Source organism: Streptomyces sp. NPDC097107, from assembly GCF_044762405.1.
GTDB lineage: Bacteria > Actinomycetota > Actinomycetes > Streptomycetales > Streptomycetaceae > Streptomyces > Streptomyces thinghirensis.
Genome location: NZ_JBIWEF010000001.1, coordinates 533,653 through 555,296, shown reverse-complemented (window position 1 = coordinate 555,296; position 21,644 = coordinate 533,653). Strand labels below are relative to the sequence as shown.

The 21,644-nt window shown below is 72.7% G+C and carries 15 protein-coding genes and 1 pseudogene; 11 read left to right on the top strand and 5 right to left on the bottom strand.

Going from position 1 to position 21,644, the window contains the following annotated elements; translation table 11 throughout:
* The first annotated feature begins 58 nt into the window (after nucleotides 1-58).
* The 6 genes from ACIQ1J_RS02575 (at nucleotide 59) to ACIQ1J_RS02550 (ending at nucleotide 11,994) form a co-directional block, all read left to right on the top strand.
* Nucleotides 59-793 carry a hypothetical protein gene (locus ACIQ1J_RS02575; protein ID WP_403553421.1) on the top strand — a complete coding sequence of 245 codons (735 nt, stop codon included), beginning with the start codon at nucleotides 59-61 and terminating at the stop codon, nucleotides 791-793.
* The gene (locus tag ACIQ1J_RS02570; RefSeq protein WP_403553419.1) at nucleotides 790-1,560 is read left to right on the top strand and encodes a hypothetical protein; all 771 of its coding nucleotides are present in this window, start codon (nucleotides 790-792) and stop codon (nucleotides 1,558-1,560) included. Before ACIQ1J_RS02575 ends, ACIQ1J_RS02570 begins: the two co-directional genes overlap by 4 nt.
* A 72-nt stretch (nucleotides 1,561-1,632) precedes the next feature.
* Entirely contained in the window at nucleotides 1,633-2,166 is a 534-nt protein-coding gene (locus tag ACIQ1J_RS02565; protein ID WP_403553417.1) for a hypothetical protein, read from the top strand.
* A gap of 107 nt (nucleotides 2,167-2,273) precedes the next feature.
* Complete coding sequence (locus ACIQ1J_RS02560; protein ID WP_403553415.1) at nucleotides 2,274-2,420, top strand: hypothetical protein; 147 nt, start codon at nucleotides 2,274-2,276, stop codon at nucleotides 2,418-2,420.
* 143 nt (nucleotides 2,421-2,563) lie between these two features.
* Nucleotides 2,564-9,679, top strand: coding sequence for a DEAD/DEAH box helicase (locus tag ACIQ1J_RS02555; protein ID WP_403553413.1), 7,116 nt, complete (start codon nucleotides 2,564-2,566; stop codon nucleotides 9,677-9,679).
* A complete protein-coding gene (locus tag ACIQ1J_RS02550) occupies nucleotides 9,676-11,994 on the top strand; it encodes a UvrD-helicase domain-containing protein (protein WP_403553411.1) in 2,319 nt (772 codons plus the stop codon). The genes ACIQ1J_RS02555 and ACIQ1J_RS02550 overlap by 4 nt, the downstream gene beginning before the upstream one ends.
* A gap of 87 nt (nucleotides 11,995-12,081) precedes the next feature.
* On the opposite strand, the pseudogene ACIQ1J_RS02545 reads toward ACIQ1J_RS02550, so the two are convergent.
* Nucleotides 12,082-12,464 (bottom strand): annotated as a pseudogene (locus ACIQ1J_RS02545) (5,10-methylene tetrahydromethanopterin reductase); the annotation flags it as partial.
* A gap of 281 nt (nucleotides 12,465-12,745) precedes the next feature.
* On the opposite strand from ACIQ1J_RS02545, the gene ACIQ1J_RS02540 reads away from it, so the two are divergent.
* Both ACIQ1J_RS02540 and ACIQ1J_RS02535 read left to right on the top strand, forming a co-directional pair.
* Entirely contained in the window at nucleotides 12,746-13,759 is a 1,014-nt protein-coding gene (locus ACIQ1J_RS02540) for a glycoside hydrolase family 11 protein (RefSeq protein ID WP_403553409.1), read from the top strand.
* A 34-nt stretch (nucleotides 13,760-13,793) separates the two neighbouring features.
* Nucleotides 13,794-14,795 carry a polysaccharide deacetylase family protein gene (locus ACIQ1J_RS02535; RefSeq protein ID WP_403553407.1) on the top strand — a complete coding sequence of 334 codons (1,002 nt, stop codon included), beginning with the start codon at nucleotides 13,794-13,796 and terminating at the stop codon, nucleotides 14,793-14,795.
* A gap of 163 nt (nucleotides 14,796-14,958) precedes the next feature.
* On the opposite strand, the gene ACIQ1J_RS02530 is transcribed toward ACIQ1J_RS02535, so the two are convergent.
* A complete protein-coding gene (locus tag ACIQ1J_RS02530; RefSeq protein WP_403553405.1) occupies nucleotides 14,959-15,303 on the bottom strand; it encodes a MazG-like family protein in 345 nt (114 codons plus the stop codon).
* Between the two features lie 44 nt (nucleotides 15,304-15,347).
* A complete protein-coding gene (locus ACIQ1J_RS02525; protein WP_210958709.1) occupies nucleotides 15,348-15,890 on the bottom strand; it encodes a DoxX family protein in 543 nt (180 codons plus the stop codon).
* Nucleotides 15,891-16,010: 120 nt separating this feature from the next.
* Between ACIQ1J_RS02525 and ACIQ1J_RS02520 the strand changes: the two genes are divergently transcribed.
* Nucleotides 16,011-16,337 carry a nuclear transport factor 2 family protein gene (locus ACIQ1J_RS02520; RefSeq protein ID WP_210958711.1) on the top strand — a complete coding sequence of 109 codons (327 nt, stop codon included), beginning with the start codon at nucleotides 16,011-16,013 and terminating at the stop codon, nucleotides 16,335-16,337.
* 273 nt (nucleotides 16,338-16,610) lie between these two features.
* Here the strand turns inward: ACIQ1J_RS02520 and ACIQ1J_RS02515 are convergent, their stop codons facing one another.
* A complete protein-coding gene (locus tag ACIQ1J_RS02515) occupies nucleotides 16,611-17,402 on the bottom strand; it encodes an SDR family oxidoreductase (protein ID WP_403553403.1) in 792 nt (263 codons plus the stop codon).
* 132 nt (nucleotides 17,403-17,534) lie between these two features.
* On the opposite strand from ACIQ1J_RS02515, the gene ACIQ1J_RS02510 reads away from it, so the two are divergent.
* On the top strand, nucleotides 17,535-19,187 hold the full coding sequence (locus ACIQ1J_RS02510; protein WP_403553401.1) for an alkaline phosphatase D family protein: 1,653 nt from the start codon (nucleotides 17,535-17,537) through the stop codon (nucleotides 19,185-19,187).
* On the opposite strand, the gene ACIQ1J_RS02505 is transcribed toward ACIQ1J_RS02510, so the two are convergent.
* On the bottom strand, nucleotides 19,174-20,190 hold the full coding sequence (locus ACIQ1J_RS02505; protein ID WP_403553399.1) for a Gfo/Idh/MocA family protein: 1,017 nt from the start codon (nucleotides 20,188-20,190) through the stop codon (nucleotides 19,174-19,176). The genes ACIQ1J_RS02510 and ACIQ1J_RS02505 overlap by 14 nt on opposite strands.
* A gap of 105 nt (nucleotides 20,191-20,295) precedes the next feature.
* On the opposite strand from ACIQ1J_RS02505, the gene ACIQ1J_RS02500 reads away from it, so the two are divergent.
* The gene (locus ACIQ1J_RS02500; protein WP_403553397.1) at nucleotides 20,296-21,633 is read left to right on the top strand and encodes a multidrug effflux MFS transporter; all 1,338 of its coding nucleotides are present in this window, start codon (nucleotides 20,296-20,298) and stop codon (nucleotides 21,631-21,633) included.
* The last annotated feature ends 11 nt before the right edge of the window (nucleotides 21,634-21,644 follow it).

Genomic DNA, 21,644 nt, shown 5'->3' with positions numbered 1-21,644 from the left:
GCCGGCCGCCGGGCCCGGACGCAGGTGCCCATCGACCGCACGTTCAGAATGGCCTGACATGACTGTCTCCCCGCCCCTCGACGTCTCCGCACTGCGGGACCCGCTCGGTTCCGTCCTGCTGTACGCGCCGACCGACTGGTTCGACCTGCTCGCCGACGGTCACGACGAGGAGGCCGCACGGGCGCGCTGCGCCGACCTGGTCAATCGCAGCTACCCGCACAAGGCCATCGGCCCGCGCCAGGCCTACACCGACGCGCTGATGGCCTGGCGGCGGGTCCTCCTGAACCAGGGCGTGATCACCCACGGCGTCGTCGCGGTGCCCGAAGGCGAGTACGGCAGGGCCGTGTGGCAGATCAGCGCGGGAGTCGTCGAGGTGCCCGCGGCCAACCAGGACGTGAACCTCGGGGAGGTGCTCGCGCGGCGATTCGGGCAGGAACTGCGGGGGCGGCAGGTGTACACCGAATCCTTCCCCACCGAGATGGGGATCGGCATGGGGATCATCTCCCAGCCGGAGGTGCACTCGGCAGACAGGACGGAACTCTTCCCGGAAGCCGCGAAGGCCGAGGCGGGCGTGGGCGAGGGCGGCGGGGCGGGGGCGGCCCGCCCCCTGGCGAAGCTCGGACTCGCCGTCTGCCTGGCCTGCCCGCCCGGCGGCGGCCGTGGACTCCTGGTCGTGGGTACCTGCCTGGACGCCGAACAAGTGCTGGCGATGGCGAGCATCGTGGCCCTCATCGCAGGAAAGTCGACCTTTCTCGAAGACCCTGAACCCGCCGAGGACGGTGCGTCGTCATGAACCCGGGAAATCCGCCGGGCCTCCCCCCGGACCCGCGGACACTGATCTGGTACGACCGCGCAGCCCTCCTGACCGCCCGCGCCGCGGCGACGGACGTCCTGGCTCGGCGCGGTATGGCCCTGCGGAGCATGCTGTGGGCCTGGCTGGCCACGGCGGTGATCGCGGGAGGCTGGCTCCTCGCGTGGGTGGGGCTCGGCTGGTACCTCGGTCTCGACGGTCCCGAGGGCGCGGAACTGCTGGTGGCCGTCGTGCTCGTGGTCGTCTCGCTCCTCGCCGCGGGAGCGGCCGCCGCGGCGTTCGTACGCGTGGTGCGGCGGGGCCGTGCCGCGCAGAGGCTGCTGGAGGCGTGGTCGGAGCTCGACCGCCTGCACCCGGCTCGCTCCCTCCCGCCGGGGGACATCCCGCAGCCGCTCGCCTCCACGTGGGACCTGATGCGGGCGGGGCAGCCCTGGAAGAACACCGTTCCGCTGGACGGGCGCCGGTACCTGGTGTTCCTGTCCGGGAAGGCGCTCGTGTGGATGATGGCGCCCGTCGCACCGCTTCTGGCCGGTGCGGTCCTGGTGCTCGTCGCCCTGACGGGAGACCTCGGCCAGGGCGACGGCGGTGCCTGCGCCCAGGTGGGCGTGGCCGGCGCGGGCGTGGTGATCGCGACCGCCGGCCTCTGGGGTGTGGGCAAGGGGGTGCGGCACTACGCGTGGGCACTGCGGGAAGCCCGGGCGAGGGTGTCGGAGGAGAAGACCTGGCCGGTCGTCCCCGCGCGGTGGTAGGTGGTGATGGCAGGCCCCCAGTGGCTCGACAGGCTTGAACGGCGGCACCCGGCGCCGCGCTTCTATGCGTGCGTGGCCGTCCTGGCCGCTCTCGACGGCGCCATGCTCTCCGGCGTCATCGGCCGCTGGCTCGTGCTCCCCGGCCTTGCGGGGGCCCTCGGGCTGTTGTGGTTGGTCGCGGTGCACACCGGTCAGCGGATGGCCCTGGCGCTGGTGTTCCTTCTCTCCGCCGCGGGACTCTTCGTCCTCGGTCTGTTGCTGATCCAGGACCGGGCCCTGCAACAGCGCGGCGAGTGGATCGACGCCGTCGTGACGTCGAGGGAGCAGACCAGGGTCAACTCGACCTGTGAGTTGCGTGGGAGCGACGGCACTCACTTCGCGGGCCCGGCCGGTGGCTGTCGTGGCGCGCGAGTCGGAGACCGGGTCCGGGTGTTCTTCGACCCCGAAGGTGAGGTGCCGCCCAGCTGGAGTGCGCCCCGCGTCGCCAGGTGGGTCTGGTCGGCGGCCGGAGCCGACGTCGTCTTCACCGCGTGCGTGCTCCGCGCGGCCTGCCTCGGTCTGCGCGGGAACCGGCACGCCGGGGCACAGGGGCCCGGCACAAAGTGATGGCCGGCCCGCGCCGCCGTCACCGCAGGCCCCTCCGGCCCGTTGGTGATCAGTCGCGCGGCGGCATGAAACAGGCTGGCTGACTGGACCTGTCCGCCGTGCTCGCCGTGGCCGGTGAGACCTCCTGGGCCCCGGCCCACACCCGGTACGCCGCCGAGCCGACGGCCGAGCGGCCGAGCGGCGCGGTGATCGCCACCACCGAGCCCGAAGCGTGGAGAGGGCAGCCCGTGCGCCTCATCGACCTCGGGCCCTGATTCCCCCGAACCCGGCGGGGCTGTCGGACCTCACCCGTAGAGTGGAACGTGATCGATTCCGATCGCCCCGGCGGCCGTTTCGTGCCGTCCGCGGCGGTCGGCTCGCGGGACGGATCACGGCAATACGGGGGCGGCAGCGCGTCATGAGACCCACACTCGCCGCGCAGACACTGCGCGACACCACGGTCGAGTACCTGACGACGACCTTCGCGCTGGCCGAACCCGACACCCAGGACGCGCTGGAGGACTTCCTCACCGACCCGGCCGACGGGCTCTTCCGGGGACCGTATCTGAGAATCAGACGGCCCTTCCGGACGGCGGCGGACGGCTGGCAGCGCCACCTGGACTGGTACCCGGCGGACTTCCCGCCCCCGTACGCGCACCAGGCCGAGGCGTTCGCCCGGCTGACCAGCAAGGACGGGCACCGGCCCCGGCCCACGCTGGTGACGACCGGCACCGGCTCCGGGAAGACGGAGTCCTTCCTGATCCCCGTACTCGATCACTGCCGTCGGGAGAGGGAAGCCGGCAAGCAGGGCATCAAGGCCGTACTGCTGTACCCGATGAACGCCCTCGCGGGCGACCAGGCGGACCGGCTCGGCGACCACCTGGAGGACGGCCGGCTCGGGGAGGTGACGGCCGGGCTGTACATCGGCCAGGCGTCGTCGCGCGGTACCGCGCCGTACAAGCGGGTCATGGTGGACCGTGCGGAGATCCGCCGCAATCCGCCGGACATCCTGATCACCAACTACAAGATGCTGGACCTGCTGCTCCAGCGGCAGCAGGACGCCTCCCTGTGGCGGGACGCCGACCTGGCGTACGTGGTGATCGACGAGTTCCACACGTACGACGGCGCGCAGGGCACCGACGTGGCGATGCTGCTGCGGCGGCTCGCGGCCGTGGCCGGAGCCGGCGGGGAGGGGCGGCCGCTCGGTTCCGTCTGCCCGGTGGCGACCTCCGCGACCCTCGGGTCCGGCGGCGCGGCGGGCGGACCCGACGCCATGCTGCACGTGGCCTCCCAGGTCTTCGGCACCCGGTTCCCGGACGACGCGGTGGTGGGGGAGGACCGACGCGAGGCAGATGAGTTCCTGTCACCCGTCGACCACTCGCTGCCCCTGCCGTCACCGGCCGAGCTGGCCGGCCTGCCCGATCCGGCGCGCACGGCCGGTGGCCTGGATGCCGTGGCGCGGGCGACCGTGGGCTGCGACACGGCCGATCCGCGCGAACTGGGCAGGCGGCTGCTGGCCCACCCCCTCACGCACGCGCTGCTGGCCGCGAAGGACGAGCCCCTCACACCCACCGGAATCCTGGAGGCGTTCCCGGCCACGTCGGCGTGGCGGGCCGCGGCCGTCCGGGAACCGGAGCAGGCGGCCGCGGCCCTGGCGCGCTTCGTGGCGCTCATCTCGGTGGCCCGCGCCCCCGAGGCGCCCGCGGACAAGGAACGGCCCCTGCTCCTCGTGGAGACCCATCTGTGGCTGCGGTCGCTGTCGCGCGTGCTGCGGTTCGTGGCGCCCCAGCCGGTGTTCTCCTGGTCGGACGCCGACCAGGCCGCCCTCGGCGGCGCCAGGACGACGTCCGGCGCCGAAGCCGCTGCCGGGGCCGGTCAGGGGCGCGGCACGGACGCCGGGCGGCGGGCACCGGCCGTCGCCGCGCAGACGGAGCGGCGACGGCACGTCCAGCGCTTCGGACGGCTCCCCGCCGCCTACTGCCGGCACTGCGGACGCTCCGGCTGGGCCGCGATCTGCCCCGACCGCAACCCGCAGAACCTCGTGCACGCGCCGGACGAGATCTACCGCGCCAGTGTGACCGGCGGCGCCGCCAAGGGCCGGGTGCGGGCGATGATCGCCGCCACCCCGGCGGAGGCGGCCGAGCAGGCCCGCGCCGTGCGGGCCAGCCGTGCGGCCCGGCGCGCCCGCCGGGGCGCGGCGCACGACGCGACCCTGCTGGTCCTGGAGGACAACGGCAAGGCGCTGCGCAGACTCGACCCGGACGAGGTCGCGCTCGGCGACGGCCGGACCGCCCCGGCGCCCGAGAACGGCGTGTACGTGTGGACCTGGTTCGACAACCAGGAACAGGCCGACCACACCAAGCAGGACCGCTGCCCGGCCTGCGGCCAGGCCCAGGGCATCCGCTACCTCGGTGCCGGTGTCGCCCCGCTCGCCTCCGTCGTCGTCACCCAGTTGTTCACGGGCGGCGAGCTGCCGAGCGAGGACGAGCACAAGCGCGACCGGCGCAAGACGCTGATCTTCAACGACTCGGTGCAGGACGCGGCCCACCGCGCGGGATTCGTCGCCAGCCGCTCCTGGAAGTTCTCGCTGCGCTCCCTCGTCCACGAGCAGCTCACCGAACGCGTCCGAGGCGGACCGGAGTTCGCCGCCGACGGCGTCCCGCTGAACGAGCTGATCTCCTCCCTGATCAGCCGGGCCGCCGTCCCGGAACAACGGCTCCTCGCCTCCGTCGTACCGCCCGACCTGCACGACGTGGACCGCGTCAAGCGCCTGCTGGCGGGCAAGAAGCGCATCCCGGAGTCCACCTGGGAGCTGGTCGGCGAGCGCCTCGCCTTCAACACTCTCCTGGAGTTCGGCCTCCACTCCCGGCTGGGCCGCACCCTGGAACTCACCCGCACCGTCGCCGCCGAGGTCCACCTGCCCGACCCGCGGGCGGCGGCCGACGCGGCGGAATCCCTTTACCGGGTCCACCTGGAAAAGCTCCTGCCCGTGGCCGTGCCCGGGGCCCTGCCGGTGGACGAGGCTCCGGCGCGGGCGGACGGCGCCGACGGGACCGGAGGACCCCGGGCCGTCATTCCGGCCGAGGGGAGCCCGGAGCGCCCGCGCTACTTCGAGGGCTATGTGCGCGGACTCCTCGAACACGTCCGCCAGATCGGCGGCATCCACCACAGGTGGCTGGACAAGTTCATCGACGACGAGGGCCGCAGCCGGCACTTCGTCTCCAACGGCCGCGAGCCCGGCATGCCGCTGTTCGGCCGCAGCTCCGAAGCCCCCGCCTTCGTCCTCGTCGGCGCCCGCGGCCAACGCACCGAGTTCGAGCGGGTGGACACCCGGGACAGTTGGTACGTCGACTTCACCCAGCGCTGCCTCGACCTGGACCGGGAGACGGCGGGCGCCTACCTGGCGGACCTCTTCGCCGCACTCGCCGACGACCGCATCGGCGCCCTCGCCCGCCGCCGCACCACCCCGGCCGACAAGCAGCAGGCACACGGCGTGTACGGACTGACCCCCGGGCACATCCGGGTACACCCCCTGGACGACGAGCAGACCGGGCTCGCCGCCCTCACCTGCCCCGAGTGCGGCTGGACGCAGACCGTGCCGCCGCGGCGGGCCGCGGTCTGGCACGGCACCCGCTGCCCGCTCAAACGCTGCGAGGGCTCGCTCACCCGGCCCTCCGGCGAGGCGGGCGGCCGGGCGGCCCGCGACTACCGCTCCGACTACTACCGGCGCCTGTACCGGGAGGCCGACCCGTACAGCGTGGTCGCGGCCGAGCACACCGGTGTCCTCACGCGCAAGGAGCGCGAGGAGGTGGAGAAGGGCTTCCGGCTCGGCCTGCGGCACACCGACCCCAACGTCCTGTCGTGCACGCCGACGCTCGAACTCGGCATCGACATCGGCCAGTTGGAGGCGGTCGTCCTGGCCTCCCTGCCGCCGTCCACCGCCGGCTACGTCCAGCGCGTCGGCCGGGCGGGCCGCGCCACCGGCAACGCGTTCATGGTGACCCTGGCCGACACCAGCCCCCGCGCGCTGTACCACCTCGCCGAACCCGAGAACCTCATCGCCGGCCCCATCCTCCCGCCCGGGTGCTTCCTCTCCGCCGGTGAGCTGCTGTGCCGCCAGTACACCGCGTACCTGATCGACCGTGCGGCCCGCGGCGGCCTGGAGGGGGTGCCGCCGCTGCCGGACCGGGTGACCCAGCTCGTCGGCCGCACCGGCTGGCTGACCCACTTCCACAAGGCGGTGGCGGGGCGCACGGACCTCGCCGACGAGTTCCTGCGCCTGTTCCCCGAGATCGACCAGGTCCCCGGCTCCGGCGTCTCCCGCGACGCCCGCAAGACACTGCGGCGCTACGCCGAACACAAGCTGGCCGACGAGCTGAACCGCGCCAAGCAGGCCTGGGACGACGAACGCGCCGAACTCGTCAGGCGCCGCGCCCTGATCAACGACGCGGCCGACTCACTCCAGGAGGCCGTGGAGGACGAGGCACGCGAGAAGCGCAACCTGGTCCGCGAGGCGGCGGGCGTCTCGAAGATCCTCCAGGGGATGGGGCAGGCCGACGCGCAGGGGTTCCTCGTCGAACACGGTCTGCTGCCCAACTACAGCCTCGTCGAGGACGGTGTGCGCCTGGAGGCCCAGCTCAGCTACAAGGAGCCGGCGCGCAGGGCGCGGTCGTCGGCGTCCACGGACAAGGCCGAGCCCGGCAAAACGCGCTGGAGCAACGAGCCGCGCACGTACGACCGGCCCGCCGAGGCCGCCCTCACCGAACTCGCCCCCGGCAACGCCTACTACGTGCGCGGCTACCGGCACGTCGTCGACGGCTTCGACCTCGGCCCGACCCCGCAGGACTCCACCGACGGCCTGCCCGTCGGGCTGCGGACGTGGCGCGTGTGCAAGGAGTGCGGCCACGTCCGGGGCGGCGAGCACGCCGAACAGGACACCTCGCCCTGCCCCCGCTGCGGCGGTCCGGGCATCGGCGGGCGAGGCGCCCTGCACCGGGTGGTCGTCCCCCGCAAGGTCACCGCCCACGACAAGCGGGACGACGCGCGCATCGTCGACGACCACGACAGCCGTACCCGCACCCCGTACACGACCGTCACCGCCGTCGACATCGACCCCGCCGACATCAAGCAGACCTGGCGGCACCAGAAGACCACCTTCGGCGTGGACCACGTCCGCGAGGCGGTCATCCGCCGCTTCAACCTCGGCAAGAGCCGCCACGGCAGGCGCAACGACACCCTCTTCGCCGGCACCGAGGTGGCCATCACCGGCTTCACGGTCTGCCCGCGCTGCGGCGGCGCCACCGACCGCGAGCCCGGCCACGGGCCCGCCCAGGACGCGCTCAGCCAGTCCCTGCTCGGCCGGGTCGAGCTGGCACACCACCGGCCGTGGTGCCCCACCAGGCGCCGCGACAAGCAGGCCAGGCCGGAGGACGTACCGGTCATCACCGCCACCGAGCACCGCACGGAGGCCCTGCGCATCCTGCTGCCGGCCGCCACGCTGAACGTCCCCGAGCGTCTCGCCTCCTTCTCCGCCGCCCTCCACCTCGGCCTGGCCCAGCGCTACGGCGGCGACCCCGCCCACATCCGCTCGGCCCCCGCCACCGAGCCCGACCGGGAGACCGGCCTCACCCGCAACTACCTCGTCCTGTACGACGCGCTGCCCGGCGGCACCGGCTACCTGCAACGCCTCGTCGACCGCGAGGGCGAGGAGTTCCGGGCCGTACTCGCCGCCGCCCAGGAGGAACTGCGGAAGTGCCCCTGCGGGAAGACCTCCCGCCGGGCCTGCCACCGGTGCCTGCTCGGATACGCCCCGGAGCGGGACTACAAGGACCTCGACCGGCAAGAGGCGCTGTGGATGCTGGACAGCCTGCTGGGCTCCGACGGGAGCAGCGGATGGGACGTGCGCAAGGACGCCGCCGACGCCGGCCTCCGCTTCGCCGACCAGGCGGAGAGCGACCTGGAGCGCCGGTTCATCGAATGCCTCGACCGCTGGCTGGAGATCCCGGGCAACGCTGACGCGGCCGACCACGCCACCACCCCCACCGGCGGGAACGGCAAGCAGTTCACCCTCACGCGGCCGGGCGGCGGTCCGGTCCACTGGGAGGTCGTCGCCCAGAAGGACCTGCACGGCTACCGCACCCGCCCGGACCTGCTGTTCCGGCCCGTGGCCGGAGACACCGCCGGTGACGGGGCGCCGCCCCTGCCGATCGCCGTATACCTGGACGGCTACCGCTGGCACGCCTCCTCCCGGACCAACCGCATCGCCGCCGACGCGGCCAAGCGCGCCCGGCTGCGCGCCGACGGGATACTCGTCTGGCAGATCACCTGGGACGACGTAGCGGCCTGGGACCGCGCCCTCAAGGGCGAACCCGACCGGGACCCCGACGCCCCGGCCGACCCGCTCGACGCCGTCATCGCGGGCCGCGCGGCCGACGCGGCCTGGCCGCCCTACGACGTGACGTCCGCGGCGGGCCCCGGTGCCCTGGTGCGCGAACAGTGGCGCAAGGCCCGGCGCGACCCCTCCGAAGTGGACAGGCTGCTGTTCAACGGAGCCATCCCCTCGCTCCTCGGATTCCTGCGCGACCCGCGGCCGAACCGGTGGCAGCAGCTCGCCCAGCTCGCCGTCAGCGCGCCGGCCTCCCTGCGGAGAACGGAACTCGTCGACGCGGACCCCCACGCCGCCGTCGGATGGATCAACGCCGCGGTACGCGGCGAGCCCGCACCGGCCGTCTCGGGGCAGGGGCTCAAACTGCTGCCCTTCCAGGACGGCTCGGGACTGCCTCTCGTCGTCGCCGGCGCCCGGCGCGCCGACGGCAGGGGAATGCGGTGGAGCGCGCTCGCCGTCCTCGACGACCGCCCGGACGCCGTCGAGGGCGACCGGGACGACCACCGGCGCCGCTGGAAGGCCTGGCTGTGCTGGGGCAACATCATCCAGTTCCTCGACCCCACGGGCGAGGGCACGGCCGACGGACTCGCCCTCGCCCGCACCACGCTCGACACCTTCGACGCCGCACTGCTCGCCGCCGCGGCCGGGCCCGCCGGCGGACTGCTTCCCGCACTGCGCGACGACACCCCGGGGACCGGGCTGGATCTCGCCGACGACCACGAGGCCCGGCCGGACGGGGAAGCCGGACCGGACGGGGAAGCCGGACCGGACGGACAGCCCCGACGCGCGACGGTCTCCGGCGCCCTGGAGCCGGTGAACGACATGACCCCCCTGGAACGAACGGCCTGGGAACTGACCCTCGGCGAACTGACGAAGTGGGGCGACCCGGACGTCGCCGGGCTCGCCGCACGCCTGGCCGCTCGCGGGAACGTCCCGGCGGGCAGGGCGACCTGGGACGTCGACGGCGTCTCCCGGACGGTCGAACTCGCCTGGCCCGGGCCTAGGATCGGAATCGTCCTGGCCGAGGACGCCGAGGACGCGGAGTACATGGCGCAGTGCGCGTCGGCCGGCTGGCAGGTGCGCGCGCCGGACGACTGGGACGTGGAGGAACTCGCCCGGTTGCTGGGCGAGGAGGGGGGCGCACGATGAGCTACGGGGCGGGACGACCGGGGAACCGGGTCAGGACGCGGGTGCAGGTGGGCCGCCAGGCGCACGGCGACCTGGAACGCCGGGACGGGGCCGTGGCGGACGCGGTGGGGGACTTCGTCCACCGGCTGCGCGCCGACCGCACCAACCGGGCCCTGCGCCTGTCCCCGCTCCGCGAGGCGGGCGACAACGGCGACCTGTATCTCGCCCACCCCGACGCCCGCTGCGTGGTCCTGCTCCTGTCGACCGACGGCGGGGACGAGATGCGCGTCCTCGCCGTCCGTGACGGACCACGGGCACGCGACGAACTCGCCCGCCTCACCGTGGAGATCAACCCGGTCTCGGGTGCCGTGGAAGTCGTCGACCAGAGCGAGGCCGACGCCACCGTGGTCTCCCTGCGGGACCGGGCCACCCCCCTCTTCGCCCGGTACGACGACCGGACCCTCCTCGACCTCGGCGTCGTCCCCTCCCTGCTGCCGACCCTCCGTGAGGTCACCTCGCAGGAGCAGTTCGACAAGCTCCTCACCCACAACCTTCCGGAACTCACCCGCGACGTCCTCCTGGCCCTGCGCGACCGCGCGGACCCGGAGGAGGTACGGCGCCACATCACGGACAAGTGGCGCGCCGACGAGCGGGTCGACCCCCGCGACTGGGCCCGGGCGGCCCGGCGCGCGGTCTCCCAGGCGGAGACCGACGACGACGCCGTCCTCGGCGCGCTGGGCCGCAGTTTCGACGCCTGGCGCCTGTTCCTCCACCCCGAGCAGCACCGCTTGGCCACCGGCGACTTCAAGGGCTCGGCGAAGGTGACCGGGGGCCCCGGCACCGGCAAGACGGTCGTCGCGCTGCACCGGGTACGCCATCTCGTCGACCGGCTGCCGCCCGGCCACTCCCGTGCCGTGCTGCTCACCACGTACAACACCAACCTCGCCCGGGAACTCGAGCAGCGCCTGCGTCAACTGGGTGGCGACGAACTGCTGCGCCGGGTCGACGTCAAGTCCGTCGACGCACTCGCCCTGGAGATCGTCCAGGAGTCCCGGCGGGAGCTGGGCCGGCCACTCGACGACGACGCGGCGATGAACCTGTGGCACACCGTGCGCGTCGAGACCGGCCTGCTCGCGTACGACGCCGACTTCCTGGACGCCGAGTTCAAGCACGTCGTCCTCGCGAACCGGTGCGGCGCCTGGGACACCTACCGACGCGTCGGCCGCTCGGGCCGCCCGCGCATCAGCACCGCCCAGCGTCACGACGTGTGGCAACTCGTGCAGGCGTACAGGGCCCATCTGGACGTCGCGCCGCGGCGGACGACGTACGCGCTCATCGCCGACCGGGCGGCCGAACTCGAACAGCACCGCATGGCCCGTACCGAGGAGCAGGCCCGCTACAAGGAGGAGGAGCAGCAGGGGCGCGACCTCGTCCACCGGGAGGCGGGCAGCGGCATGTGGCTCAGGCCCCGCTATCAGCACATCGTGGTCGACGAGGCACAGGACCTGTCCGCCTCACACTGGCGCATGCTGCGCGCGATGGTCCGCCGAGGACCGGACGACCTCTTCCTCGCCGGAGACGCCCACCAGCGCATCTACGGCAGCCGAGTGGTGCTCAGCCACCAGGGCATCGAGATCCGCGGCCGGGCGTCCCGCCGCCTCACCCTCAACTACCGCACCACCCGCCAGATCCTCGGCAGCGCCAACCGACTGATCCAGGGCGCCCCCTTCGACGACCTCGACACCGGGACCGACACCCTCGACGGCTACCGGTCGGTGCTGACCGGACTCACTCCCCAGTTCTGGCGTGCCCCCGACCGGCTGACCGAGATGAGGGCCGTGGCGACCCTCATCAAGGAACGCCGCGAACTGCACGGCACGGCGTACTCTGCGATGGCCGTCAGTGTTCCGGACGGAGGCGCGGCGCAGGAGTTCGCCAACGTTCTCCTGAGAGAGTTCGATCTGCCGGTCGTGGAGCTCGGCAGGGACGGGGTGCGGTCGGACGCGGACGCGGTGCGCATCGGTACGATGCACCGTTTCAAGGGCCTGGAGTTCCAGCGCGTCTTCCTGACGTCGGTCGGCGAGGGGCAGGTTCCCCACCAGCGCATCGAGCAGTACCGGGACGCCGACCCGGACCGCTACCGTCAGGAGGAGCAGCGCGCCCGCTCCCTGGTGTTCGTCGCCGCCACCCGCGCCCGCGACGAACTCGTCGTCACCTGGAGCGGCCGGGCCAGCCGTTTCCTCCCGCCCGACGCGGACCGAACCGCTCACCGTGCCACGGACCTGCTCAGGCAGGAGGGACCGCCGTCCGGGTCTTCCGGATCGGCGGCCGCCTGACCGTGGTGGCACCGTTGTGCGCTGCTTTCGACCGACGCGGGGGCGGTGGCCGAACCACCGCCGTTCCGCCGCCGTCAGTCCGCCGACTCAGGCGAACGCCGGCACCACCCGCTCGGCGATGAGCCGCGACTGCGTGTCCACATCCGCCGCCCCCAGGAGGTCCCGCCCCGTGAACGCCCTCACCAGGCCCGGTCGGTGATGGCACAGATCATGTGGTTCACGCCGCTGGGAGCGATGTTCCACTCGATCCTCGCCAGGCACTCCTCGGGTGGGCCGGCCGGTCGCGGAGACCACCCAGGCACCGAGTCCAGGGAACGCCAGTCCGTGCCGGCGCGCTCCGCGCCCGCCCGGATGTGCCGCACGGGGTAGTCGTAGGCCTCGCGGGTGTAGCTCAGGGCGTGGTGGCAGCCGTCCGACAGCTCACCGGCCGCCTCGAAGGACTTCGGCCCGCGCATCGCGCCGAGCATCAGCGCGGCGCCGCCCGCGCGCCCGCGCGCAATCGAAAGTTTCGACCCTCTCTCTTGTGCTTTCTGATCTATAGGTCGGACGGGTCGCGCACGGGTCGCGCGTGGAGTGGTCTGTCGGCGGGGAATAGGTGGTTGGGCAGCGAGTTTTCCCCTCCTTCGGTGTTATTGCGCGTGCCGAAGGTTTCGAAACTTCTACCGAAACTGTTGACGCCCGACGAGTGCGGCCCAACACTGGCGCCGTTGTCGCACCCCCACGGAACCCTCACGGAGAGGAAGCACCCGCCATGAACGTGCTCGTCCGACCCGGGCGTCGCAGAAGCGGCGCCGTCACACTGCTCGTCAGAAGTGCGTGGGCCCTCGCGCTGGCCGCCCTGGCCGCGCTGATGCTGCCGGGCACCGCCCACGCCGGCACGGTCGTCACGACCAACCAGGAGGGCACCAACAACGGCTACTACTACTCGTTCTGGACCGACAGCCAGGGCACCGTCTCCATGGACATGGGGTCCGGCGGCCAGTACAGCACCTCCTGGCGCAACACCGGCAACTTCGTCGCGGGCAAGGGCTGGAGCAACGGCGGACGCCGGACCGTGCAGTACTCGGGCACCTTCAACCCGTCCGGCAACGCGTACCTGACCCTCTACGGGTGGACGTCGAACCCGCTCGTCGAGTACTACATCGTCGACAACTGGGGCACCTACCGGCCCACGGGCGAGTACAAGGGCACCGTCACCACCGACGGCGGCACCTACGACATCTACAAGACGACCCGCTACAACGCGCCCTCCGTCGAGGGCACCCGCACCTTCGACCAGTACTGGAGCGTGCGGCAGTCCAAGCGGACCGGTGGCACCATCACCACCGGCAACCACTTCGACGCGTGGTCGCGGGCCGGGATGCCGCTGGGCAACTTCAGCTACTACATGATCATGGCCACCGAGGGCTACCAGAGCAGCGGCAGCTCCAACATCACCGTCGGCGGCACGGGCGGTGGCGGCGGCGGCGGTGGCGGTGGCGGCGGCGGCGGCGGCGGCGGCGGCTGCGCCGCGACGGTGTCCGCCGGGGAGAAGTGGGGGGACCGGTACAACCTCGACGTCTCGGTGAGCGGGGCGAGTGACTGGACCGTGACGATGAACGTGCCGTCTCCGGCGAAGGTCATGTCCACCTGGAACGTCGACGCGAGCTATCCCGGCGCGCAGACGCTGACCGCCAAGTCCAACGGCAGCGGCAACAACTGGGGTGCCACCATCCAGGCCAACGGCAACTGGACCTGGCCGAGCGTCTCCTGCAGCGCCGGCTGAGCCCCGGCACTAGGAGTGAGGAGGACTTACTCGTATGCGTAGCAGAATCCGTCCCGGGTTACGTTCCACGGTCACCGGCTTGGCCGTCGCCGCGCTGGCCGCGGCGGGTACCGTCGCAGCCGACGCCGCCCCCGCGCGGGCCGCCGCCTGCAACGGCTACGTCGGACTCACCTTCGACGACGGCCCCTCCGGCAACACCCAGGCCCTGCTCAACGCGCTCAAGCAGAACGGGCTGCGGGCCACCATGTTCAACCAGGGCCAGTACGCGGCCCAGAACCCGTCCCTCGTCCGGGCCCAGGTCGACGCCGGCATGTGGGTCGCCAACCACAGTTACACCCACCCCCACATGACCCAGCTCAGCCAGTCGCAGATGGACTCCGAGATCTCCCGGACCCAGCAGGCCATCGCGAGCGCCGGTGGCGGTACGCCCAAGCTGTTCCGCCCGCCGTACGGCGAGACCAACGCGACCCTGCGGTCGGTCGAGGCCAAGTACGGGCTGACCGAGGTGATCTGGGACGTCGACTCGCAGGACTGGAACAACGCCAGTACCGACGCGATCGTGCAGGCCGTCTCCCGGCTGGGCAACGGCCAGGTCGTCCTCATGCACGACTGGCCGGCCAACACCCTCGCGGCCGTACCCCGCATCGCGCAGACGCTGGCGAGCAAGGGGCTGTGCACCGGCATGATCTCACCGCAGACCGGACGTGCCGTCGCTCCCGACGGGAGTGGCGACGGCGGTGGTGGCGGTGGTGGTGGCGACGGCGGTGGCGGTGGGTGCACCGCGACGCTGTCCGCCGGGCAGCGGTGGGGGGACCGGTACAACCTCGGCGTCTCGGTGAGCGGGGCGAGTGACTGGACCGTGACGATGAACGTGCCGTCTCCGGCGAAGGTCATGTCCACCTGGAACGTCGACGCGAGCTATCCCGGCGCGCAGACGCTGACCGCCAAGTCGAACGGCAGCGGCAGCAACTGGGGTGCCACCATCCAGGCCAACGGCAACTGGACCTGGCCGACGGTCTCCTGCATCGCGGGCTGACCGGCACCGCGGGTGTCCGGGCCCGGGGACGCCCCGGGCCCGGGGCGTCCCCGGGCCCGGTACCTCAGCACCTCACACACCGGACCCACGCACCGGGCCCACGCAGCGGGCTCACGTGCCGGGCCCACGCAGCGGGCTCACGTGCCGGGCCCACGTGCCGGGCTCACGCACGGGGCGACAGCGACCGCCCCGCCACCCGTGCCAGGTGCCGCGCGAACACCTCCCGCGCCTGGGGCGTCAGCGTCCGCAGGGCCACCAGCGCCGTGATCACGACGTCGCACAGCTCCGCCTCGACGTCGTCCCACGTGTGGGTGATGCCCTTGCGGGGGTTCTGGCCGGTCGCGCCGATCACCGCCTCGGACACCTCGCCGACCTCTTCGGACAGCTTCAGCATGCGCAGCAGGAGGCCCTCCCTGCCGCCGACGGGCTGGTCGGCCTCCAGCCGCTTCCACAGGTCGTCGACGGTGTTCCAGAGGTCGGGGGGCGTGCCGCCGCGGTCGTCGCTCATGCGGGCAGCCTGCCACGGAGGGCGGGCCGGTCAGGACCGGTGCGTCAGTCGAACAGGGGTTCCTGCTCACCCTCCGCCGCCTTCCGTACCCGCTTGTTCCGGGCTCCCACCACGACCGCCGTGGCCGCGGCCGTCGCCGCCAGGGCGGCCGGGACCATCCAGTTCCGGTTGACCGCGTGGCCCAGCGCGTGGTCCAGCGAGAGGCGGCCGGGGCCCGTGACGGCGAGGCCGGCGGCGGTCAGGCCGAGGGAGACCGCGTACTCGTAGCCGCCGGCCTGGGCGAAGAAGCCGTTCGGGGCGTGCACCGCCGCGGCGCCCACCATCGCGCCGGCCGCCGCCGCGCCCGCCGCCGGGGTGGCCAGCCCCAGTGCCAGCAGTGTTCCGCCGCCCGCCTCCGCGAGGCCGGCCGCGGTGGCGCTGGCCCGGCCCGGCGTGTAGCCCATGGCCTCCATGGCCTGGCCGGTGCCCGCGATGCCGCCGCCACCGAACCAGCCGAGCAGTTTCTGCGCACCGTGCGCGGCCAGGACGCCGCCGGTACCCAGGCGGAGCAGCAGCAGCCCGAGATCACGCCGGTCAGTACAGTTCACGTCGACTCCCCAGCAGGTGGTGGCGGCTCACCTCCCCACCGTCGCCCGCCCGCGCCGCGCGGGCCCGCCACGGGCGCCGTTCGGGTGGCGGGGGCGCGGAGCCGGTGTGACGCTGCCGCCATGACGATTCAGACCACGCGACTCAGCGACCCGGCCGTCCGCGCCTTCGTCGCCGCCGTCAACGCCCACGACCGCGAGGCATTCCTCTCGCTGCTCGCCCCGGACGCCACCATGGCCGACGACGGGGACGACCGGGACCTCGGCCAGTGGATCGACCAGGAGATCTTCTCCTCCCACGGCCACATGGAGGTCGACAACGAGTCGAACGGCGGTCGTGTCCTCATCGCCCGCTACAGCAACGACACCTGGGGTGAGATGCGTACGCGGTGGGACTTCACCGTGAACGAGGAGGGCCGGATCGCGCGGTTCGAGACCGGGCAGGCGTAGCGCGTACTCGTGTGATCTGCGCGGCAGCCGTTCCGCCCACCGGTGTGTATCCCGCGGTCCCACGCGGGGTCCACCCCCGGCCGGTGCGGCGGGACGGCTGCCGCCTCCCCCTCGGTATGGCCTGCGGATCGCCCTGAGCGCTACGGAAAGCCAACGCCCCAAGTGTGAAGCTCTCGTGAAGGAGAGTTGAGCATACGTCCGTCACCGGCAGCAATACCGCGGACTCTTATATTCCGATTGTGTGAATCGACGCGGTGGGCCCGGCCGCCGGGCTCAGCCGCGCCCCACGTACGGCATCGCCGTCGCCATGACCGTCGCGAACTGCACGTTCGCCTCCAGCGGCAGCTCCGCCATGTGCCGCACCGTGCGCGCCACGTCGGCGACGTCCATCACGGGCTCGGGTGCCGTCTCCCCGTTGGCCTGGAGCGCGCCGGTCTGCATGTCGGCCGTCATGTCGGTCGCCGCGTTGCCGATGTCGATCTGGCCGACCGCGATGCCGTAGGGGCGGCCGTCCAGCGACAGTGACTTGGTCAGGCCCGTCAGCGCGTGCTTGGTCGCCGTGTACGCCACCGAGTGCGGGCGCGGCGTGTGGGCCGAGACCGAGCCGTTGTTGATGATCCGGCCGCCCTGCGGCTCCTGCTCCTTCATCTGCCGGTACGCCGCCTGCGCGCACAGGAACGCGCCGTTGAGGTTGGTGTCCACCACGTGCCGCCAGGCCTCGTAGGGCAGCTCCTCGACCGGCACGCCGCCCGGGCCGAACGTCCCGGCGTTGTTGAACAGCAGGTCCAGCCGGCCGAAGCGGTCGCGCACGGCGTCGAACAGGGCCGCCACGTCCTCGGGGCGTGACACGTCGGCGCGGACGGGGAGTGCCGACGCGCCGCCCGCGGGGGCCTGAGCGGCCGTCTCCTCCAGCGTCTCGACGCGCCGGCCGGCGAGGGCCACCGACCAGCCGGCCGCCAGCAGTTCGACGGCGACCGCCCGGCCGATGCCGGATCCGGCGCCCGTGACGACGGCCACTTTCTGTGCGCCGACGTTTTCCTCGCCGGCGGTTCTCACGGTGTTCATGAGTCGGCAGCGTACGCGTGGCGGATCATGCGGATCTCATCCGTCCGACATGGGGTCGTCATGTTCGCGCCAAGCCAGGGTCGTCCCCGGCCATTCGAATGCCCTATGCAACCACTGCATGGGGAGGAACGGATGACACCCGCGAACCACCAGGCCCAGTCCCAGCCCTCGCACGCGCCCGAACTCCGCGCCGTCGCCCGCCACCTGGGCCGCCGCCGCTTCCTGACCGTCACGGGCGCCGCCGCCGCGCTCGCCTTCTCCGTGAACCTGCCGGCCGCCGGCACCGCGAGCGCCGCCGAACTCGACGCGGCCCGGCTCACCGACGACCCCTTCACGCTCGGCGTCGCCTCCGGCGACCCGCAGTCCGACTCCGTCCTGCTGTGGACGCGCCTGGCCCCCGCCCCGTACCAGGCCGACAGCGGTCTGCCCGCCAAACGCGTCGACGTGGGCTGGGAACTCGCCCTCGACGAACGGTTCCGCCGCGTCGTCAGACGGGGCAAGGCCACCGCCCACCCCGAGTTCCACCACACCGTGCACGTCGAGGTCGACCACCTCGCCCCCGGCCACGTCTACTACTACCGCTTCCGCGCCGGCCCCTGGGTCAGCCCGGCCGGCCGCACCCGCACCGCGCCCGCGCAACGCAGCCGGGTCGCCGACCTCACCTTCGGCGTGGTCTCCTGCCAGAAGTACGACGAGGGCTACTACACCGCGTACAAGCACCTGGCCCAGGAGGACGTGGACGTCGTCTTCCACCTCGGCGACTACCTCTACGAGTACGCCGTCGACGACGTCGCCGGCCGGCGCGCCTACCCGGCCGGCACCCTGCCCTCCCTGTTCGAGCGCGAGACGGTGACCCTGGAGGACTACCGCCTGCGGTACGCCCTCTACAAGTCGGACCCCGACCTGCGGGCCGCGCACGCCGCGCACCCGTTCGTCGTCACCTGGGACGACCACGAGACCGAGAACAACTACGCCGGCGGGACGCCGGAGAACAGCGTCCCGCCGGAGGAGTTCCTCATCCGCCGGGCCGCCGCCTACCGGGCCTACTGGGAGAACATGCCGCTGCGCCGCCCGCAGCTGCCCGACGGCGCCGACCTGAAGCTCTACCGCCGCCTGCACTGGGGCCGCCTCGCCCAGTTCGACGTGCTCGACACCCGCCAGTACCGCTCCGACCAGGCCTACGGCGACGGCTGGCAGTTCCCCGGCCCCGAGTCCGAGGACCCGAGCCGCACGCTGACCGGCGACGCCCAGGAACGCTGGCTGATCAACGGCTGGCACCGGTCGGACGCCCTGTGGAACGTGGTGCCCCAGCAGGTCACCTTCTCGCAGCGGTACAACATGACCACCACGCCGTCCAGGGTCTCCATGGACTCCTGGGACGGCTACCCGGCCTCCCGCGAGCGGGTGCTGGCCGGCGCGCAGGCCGCCGGCGTCGAGAACCTCATGGTCCTCACCGGCGACGTGCACGTCTCCTACGGCTTCGACATCAAGCGCGACTTCTCCGACCCGGACTCCCGGACCGTGGGCACCGAGATCGTGACCACCTCCGTCACCAGCGGGCGCGACGGCTCGGAGAAGCCGTCCAACTGGGACACCCTCATGGCCGCCAACCCGCACCTGAAGTTCTTCAACGGGCGGCGCGGCTACGCGACCGTGTCACTCGGCCGGAAGTCGGCGCGCGCCGACTTCAAGACCGTGTCCCACGTGACCACGCAGGGCGCGCCGCTGACGACCGCCGGGTCCTTCGTGACGGAGGTGGGGGAGCAGGGCCTCAAGCCGGCGTGACCGCACGCTCCTCGCCGGGGTAGCGGACGCCGACGTGGTCCCGGATCGCGTCGAGCGTCCGCATCACGGCCAGGGTGCCGTCGAGCGGGACCAGCGGGGACTCGGTCTCACCGGCGCGCAGGGCGCGCATCACCTCCCGGGCCTCGTGCTTGAGGCTGGCCCGGGGGCCGTCGCCAGGGTCGGCCCGGAACTCCTGCGGGTCCTGGCCGTCCCGGTGCAGCACGAAGTGGTCCGGGAAGAAGAAGCCGTACGGGACGTCGATGCGGCCCTTGGAGCCGGTGACCGAGGCGGAGTTGGGCGTACCGCCGGTGATGGAGCAGTGCACCGAGGCGAGAGCGCCGCTCTCGTAGGAGAGCAGTGCACCCGTCTGGAGATCGACGCCCTCGTCGGAGAGCACCGCTCGCGCCACGATGTCCGACGGCTCACCGAGCAGCAGCTGGGCGAACGACACCGGGTACACACCCAGGTCGAGCAGCGCACCGCCGCCCTGCGCGGGGTCGCGGAGACGGTGCGCGGGCGGGAAGGGGCCCGCCAGCCCGAAGTCCGCCTGCACGCTGCGGACCTCGCCGATCGCGCCGTCGTCGACCAGTGACTTCAGCCGCCGTACCAGCGGGTTGCAGTACATCCACATCGCTTCCATCAGGAAGCGGCCGCCCTGCCGGGCGAGCGCGACCAGTTCCGCCGCCTCGCGCGCGTTCAGCGTGAACGGCTTCTCGCACAGCACGTTCCGCCCCGCCTCGAGGCACAGGCCGGCGGCCGTCCGGTGCGCCGAGTGCGGCGTGGCGACGTACACCACGTCGACGTCCTCGTCCCGCGCCAGTGTCTCCCAGTCGCCGTACGCCCGCGGTATCCCGAACCGCTCCGCGAACGCCTTCGCCGACGCCTCCGTCCGCGAGGCCACCGCCACGACCTCCGCGTCCGGCAGATCGACCAGATCCGCCGTGAACGTCGCCGCCATCCCACCGGTCGCCAGAATCCCCCAGCGCACCTTCTGCCCGGTCACCGCTGACACCCTGCCCCACCCTCGCTCAGGTTGTTCGAGTCTGTTCGTTCAAGTCCGTACGAGCTGAGAGCATAGGTGGCGGATCAGTCGAAGAGGGAGGGGCACATGCCCGAGCGCGGGCCGTCCATACCGCACACGTCACCGGACACCACACTGAAGACCTCGAAGCCCGCACAGGCGGCCGGACCCGAAACGGGACCGGCCGCCCGCTCGCTGCGCGCCACCCGCCGCACCGGCCTGCTCGTCACACTCATCCTCGGCGGCCTGACCGCCACGCCGCCGCTGGCGATGGACATGTACCTCCCAGCGCTCCCGGAGGTCACCCGGTCCCTCCACGCGCCCGCCGCGACCGTCCAGCTCACGCTCACCGCGTGCCTGGCCGGCATGGCGCTCGGCCAGCTCGTGGTCGGACCGATGAGCGACAGGTGGGGCCGCCGCCGCCCGCTCCTGGCGGGTCTCGCCCTCTACGTCGTCGCCACCGTCCTGTGCGCGCTCGCGCCCACCGTCGAACTCCTCGTCGCCTTCCGGCTGGCGCAGGGACTCGCGGGCGCCGCCGCGATCGTCATCGCCCGTGCCGTCGTCCGGGACCTGTACGACGGTGTGGCCATGGCCCGCTTCTTCTCCACGCTCATGCTGATCTCCGGGGTCGCGCCGGTCGTCGCGCCGCTCATCGGCGGGCAGATCCTGCGGGTGACGGACTGGCGGGGTGTGTTCGTCGTGCTCACCGTGGTCGGGGTGGTGCTGGGCGTCGTCGTGTGGGCCAAGCTGCCCGAGACGCTCCCGGAGGAGGAGCGGCACGCGGGCGGGGTCGGCGACACCCTGCGCGCGATGCGCGGGCTGCTCGCCGACCGCGCCTTCACCGGGTACATGCTCGCGGGCGGCTTCACCTTCGCCTCGCTGTTCGCCTACATCTCGGCGTCCCCGTTCGTCATCCAGGAGATCTACGGCGCCTCCCCGCAGACGTTCAGCCTGCTGTTCGGCCTCAACTCGATCGGCCTGATCGTCGTCGGGCAGATCAACGGCAAGGTCCTGGTCGGACGGGCCCGGCTGGACCGGGTGCTGGGGCTCGGGCTCCTCATCGTCATCGCCGCCGCGACCGCCCTGCTGCTGATGACCCTGGGCGTCTTCGGCGAGGTCGGCCTCGTACCGGTCGCCGCCGCGCTGTTCGTGCTGATGTCCGCGATGGGCATCAGCATGCCCAACACCCAGGCGCTCGCCCTGATGCGGGTCAAGAAGTCCGCCGGCTCCGCCTCCGCGCTGCTCGGCACGTCCTCCTTCCTCATCGGGGCCATCGCCTCCCCGCTCGTCGGGATCGCGGGGGAGGACACCGCACTGCCGATGGCCGTGGTCCAGCTGGCGTCGGCGCTGGTGGCACTCGCCTTCCTGGTGGGGATGTGTCGTCCTGTCACGGAACGGACGACGGGCGAGGGAGAAGACAGCTGAGCGTGCCGAGA

What these genes read in the sequence shown, in the direction of transcription:
- ACIQ1J_RS02575 (WP_403553421.1), top strand. Translation starts at nt 59, where the DNA reads ATGACTGTCTCCCCGCCCCTCGACGTCTCCGCACTGCGGGACCCGCTC.
- ACIQ1J_RS02570 (WP_403553419.1), top strand. Translation starts at nt 790, where the DNA reads ATGAACCCGGGAAATCCGCCGGGCCTCCCCCCGGACCCGCGGACACTG.
- ACIQ1J_RS02555 (WP_403553413.1), top strand. Translation starts at nt 2,564, where the DNA reads ATGAGACCCACACTCGCCGCGCAGACACTGCGCGACACCACGGTCGAG.
- ACIQ1J_RS02550 (WP_403553411.1), top strand. Translation starts at nt 9,676, where the DNA reads ATGAGCTACGGGGCGGGACGACCGGGGAACCGGGTCAGGACGCGGGTG.
- ACIQ1J_RS02540 (WP_403553409.1), top strand. Translation starts at nt 12,746, where the DNA reads ATGAACGTGCTCGTCCGACCCGGGCGTCGCAGAAGCGGCGCCGTCACA.
- ACIQ1J_RS02535 (WP_403553407.1), top strand. Translation starts at nt 13,794, where the DNA reads ATGCGTAGCAGAATCCGTCCCGGGTTACGTTCCACGGTCACCGGCTTG.
- ACIQ1J_RS02530 (WP_403553405.1), bottom strand. Translation starts at nt 15,303, where the DNA reads ATGAGCGACGACCGCGGCGGCACGCCCCCCGACCTCTGGAACACCGTC.
- ACIQ1J_RS02520 (WP_210958711.1), top strand. Translation starts at nt 16,011, where the DNA reads ATGACGATTCAGACCACGCGACTCAGCGACCCGGCCGTCCGCGCCTTC.
- ACIQ1J_RS02515 (WP_403553403.1), bottom strand. Translation starts at nt 17,402, where the DNA reads ATGAACACCGTGAGAACCGCCGGCGAGGAAAACGTCGGCGCACAGAAA.
- ACIQ1J_RS02510 (WP_403553401.1), top strand. Translation starts at nt 17,535, where the DNA reads ATGACACCCGCGAACCACCAGGCCCAGTCCCAGCCCTCGCACGCGCCC.
- ACIQ1J_RS02500 (WP_403553397.1), top strand. Translation starts at nt 20,296, where the DNA reads ATGCCCGAGCGCGGGCCGTCCATACCGCACACGTCACCGGACACCACA.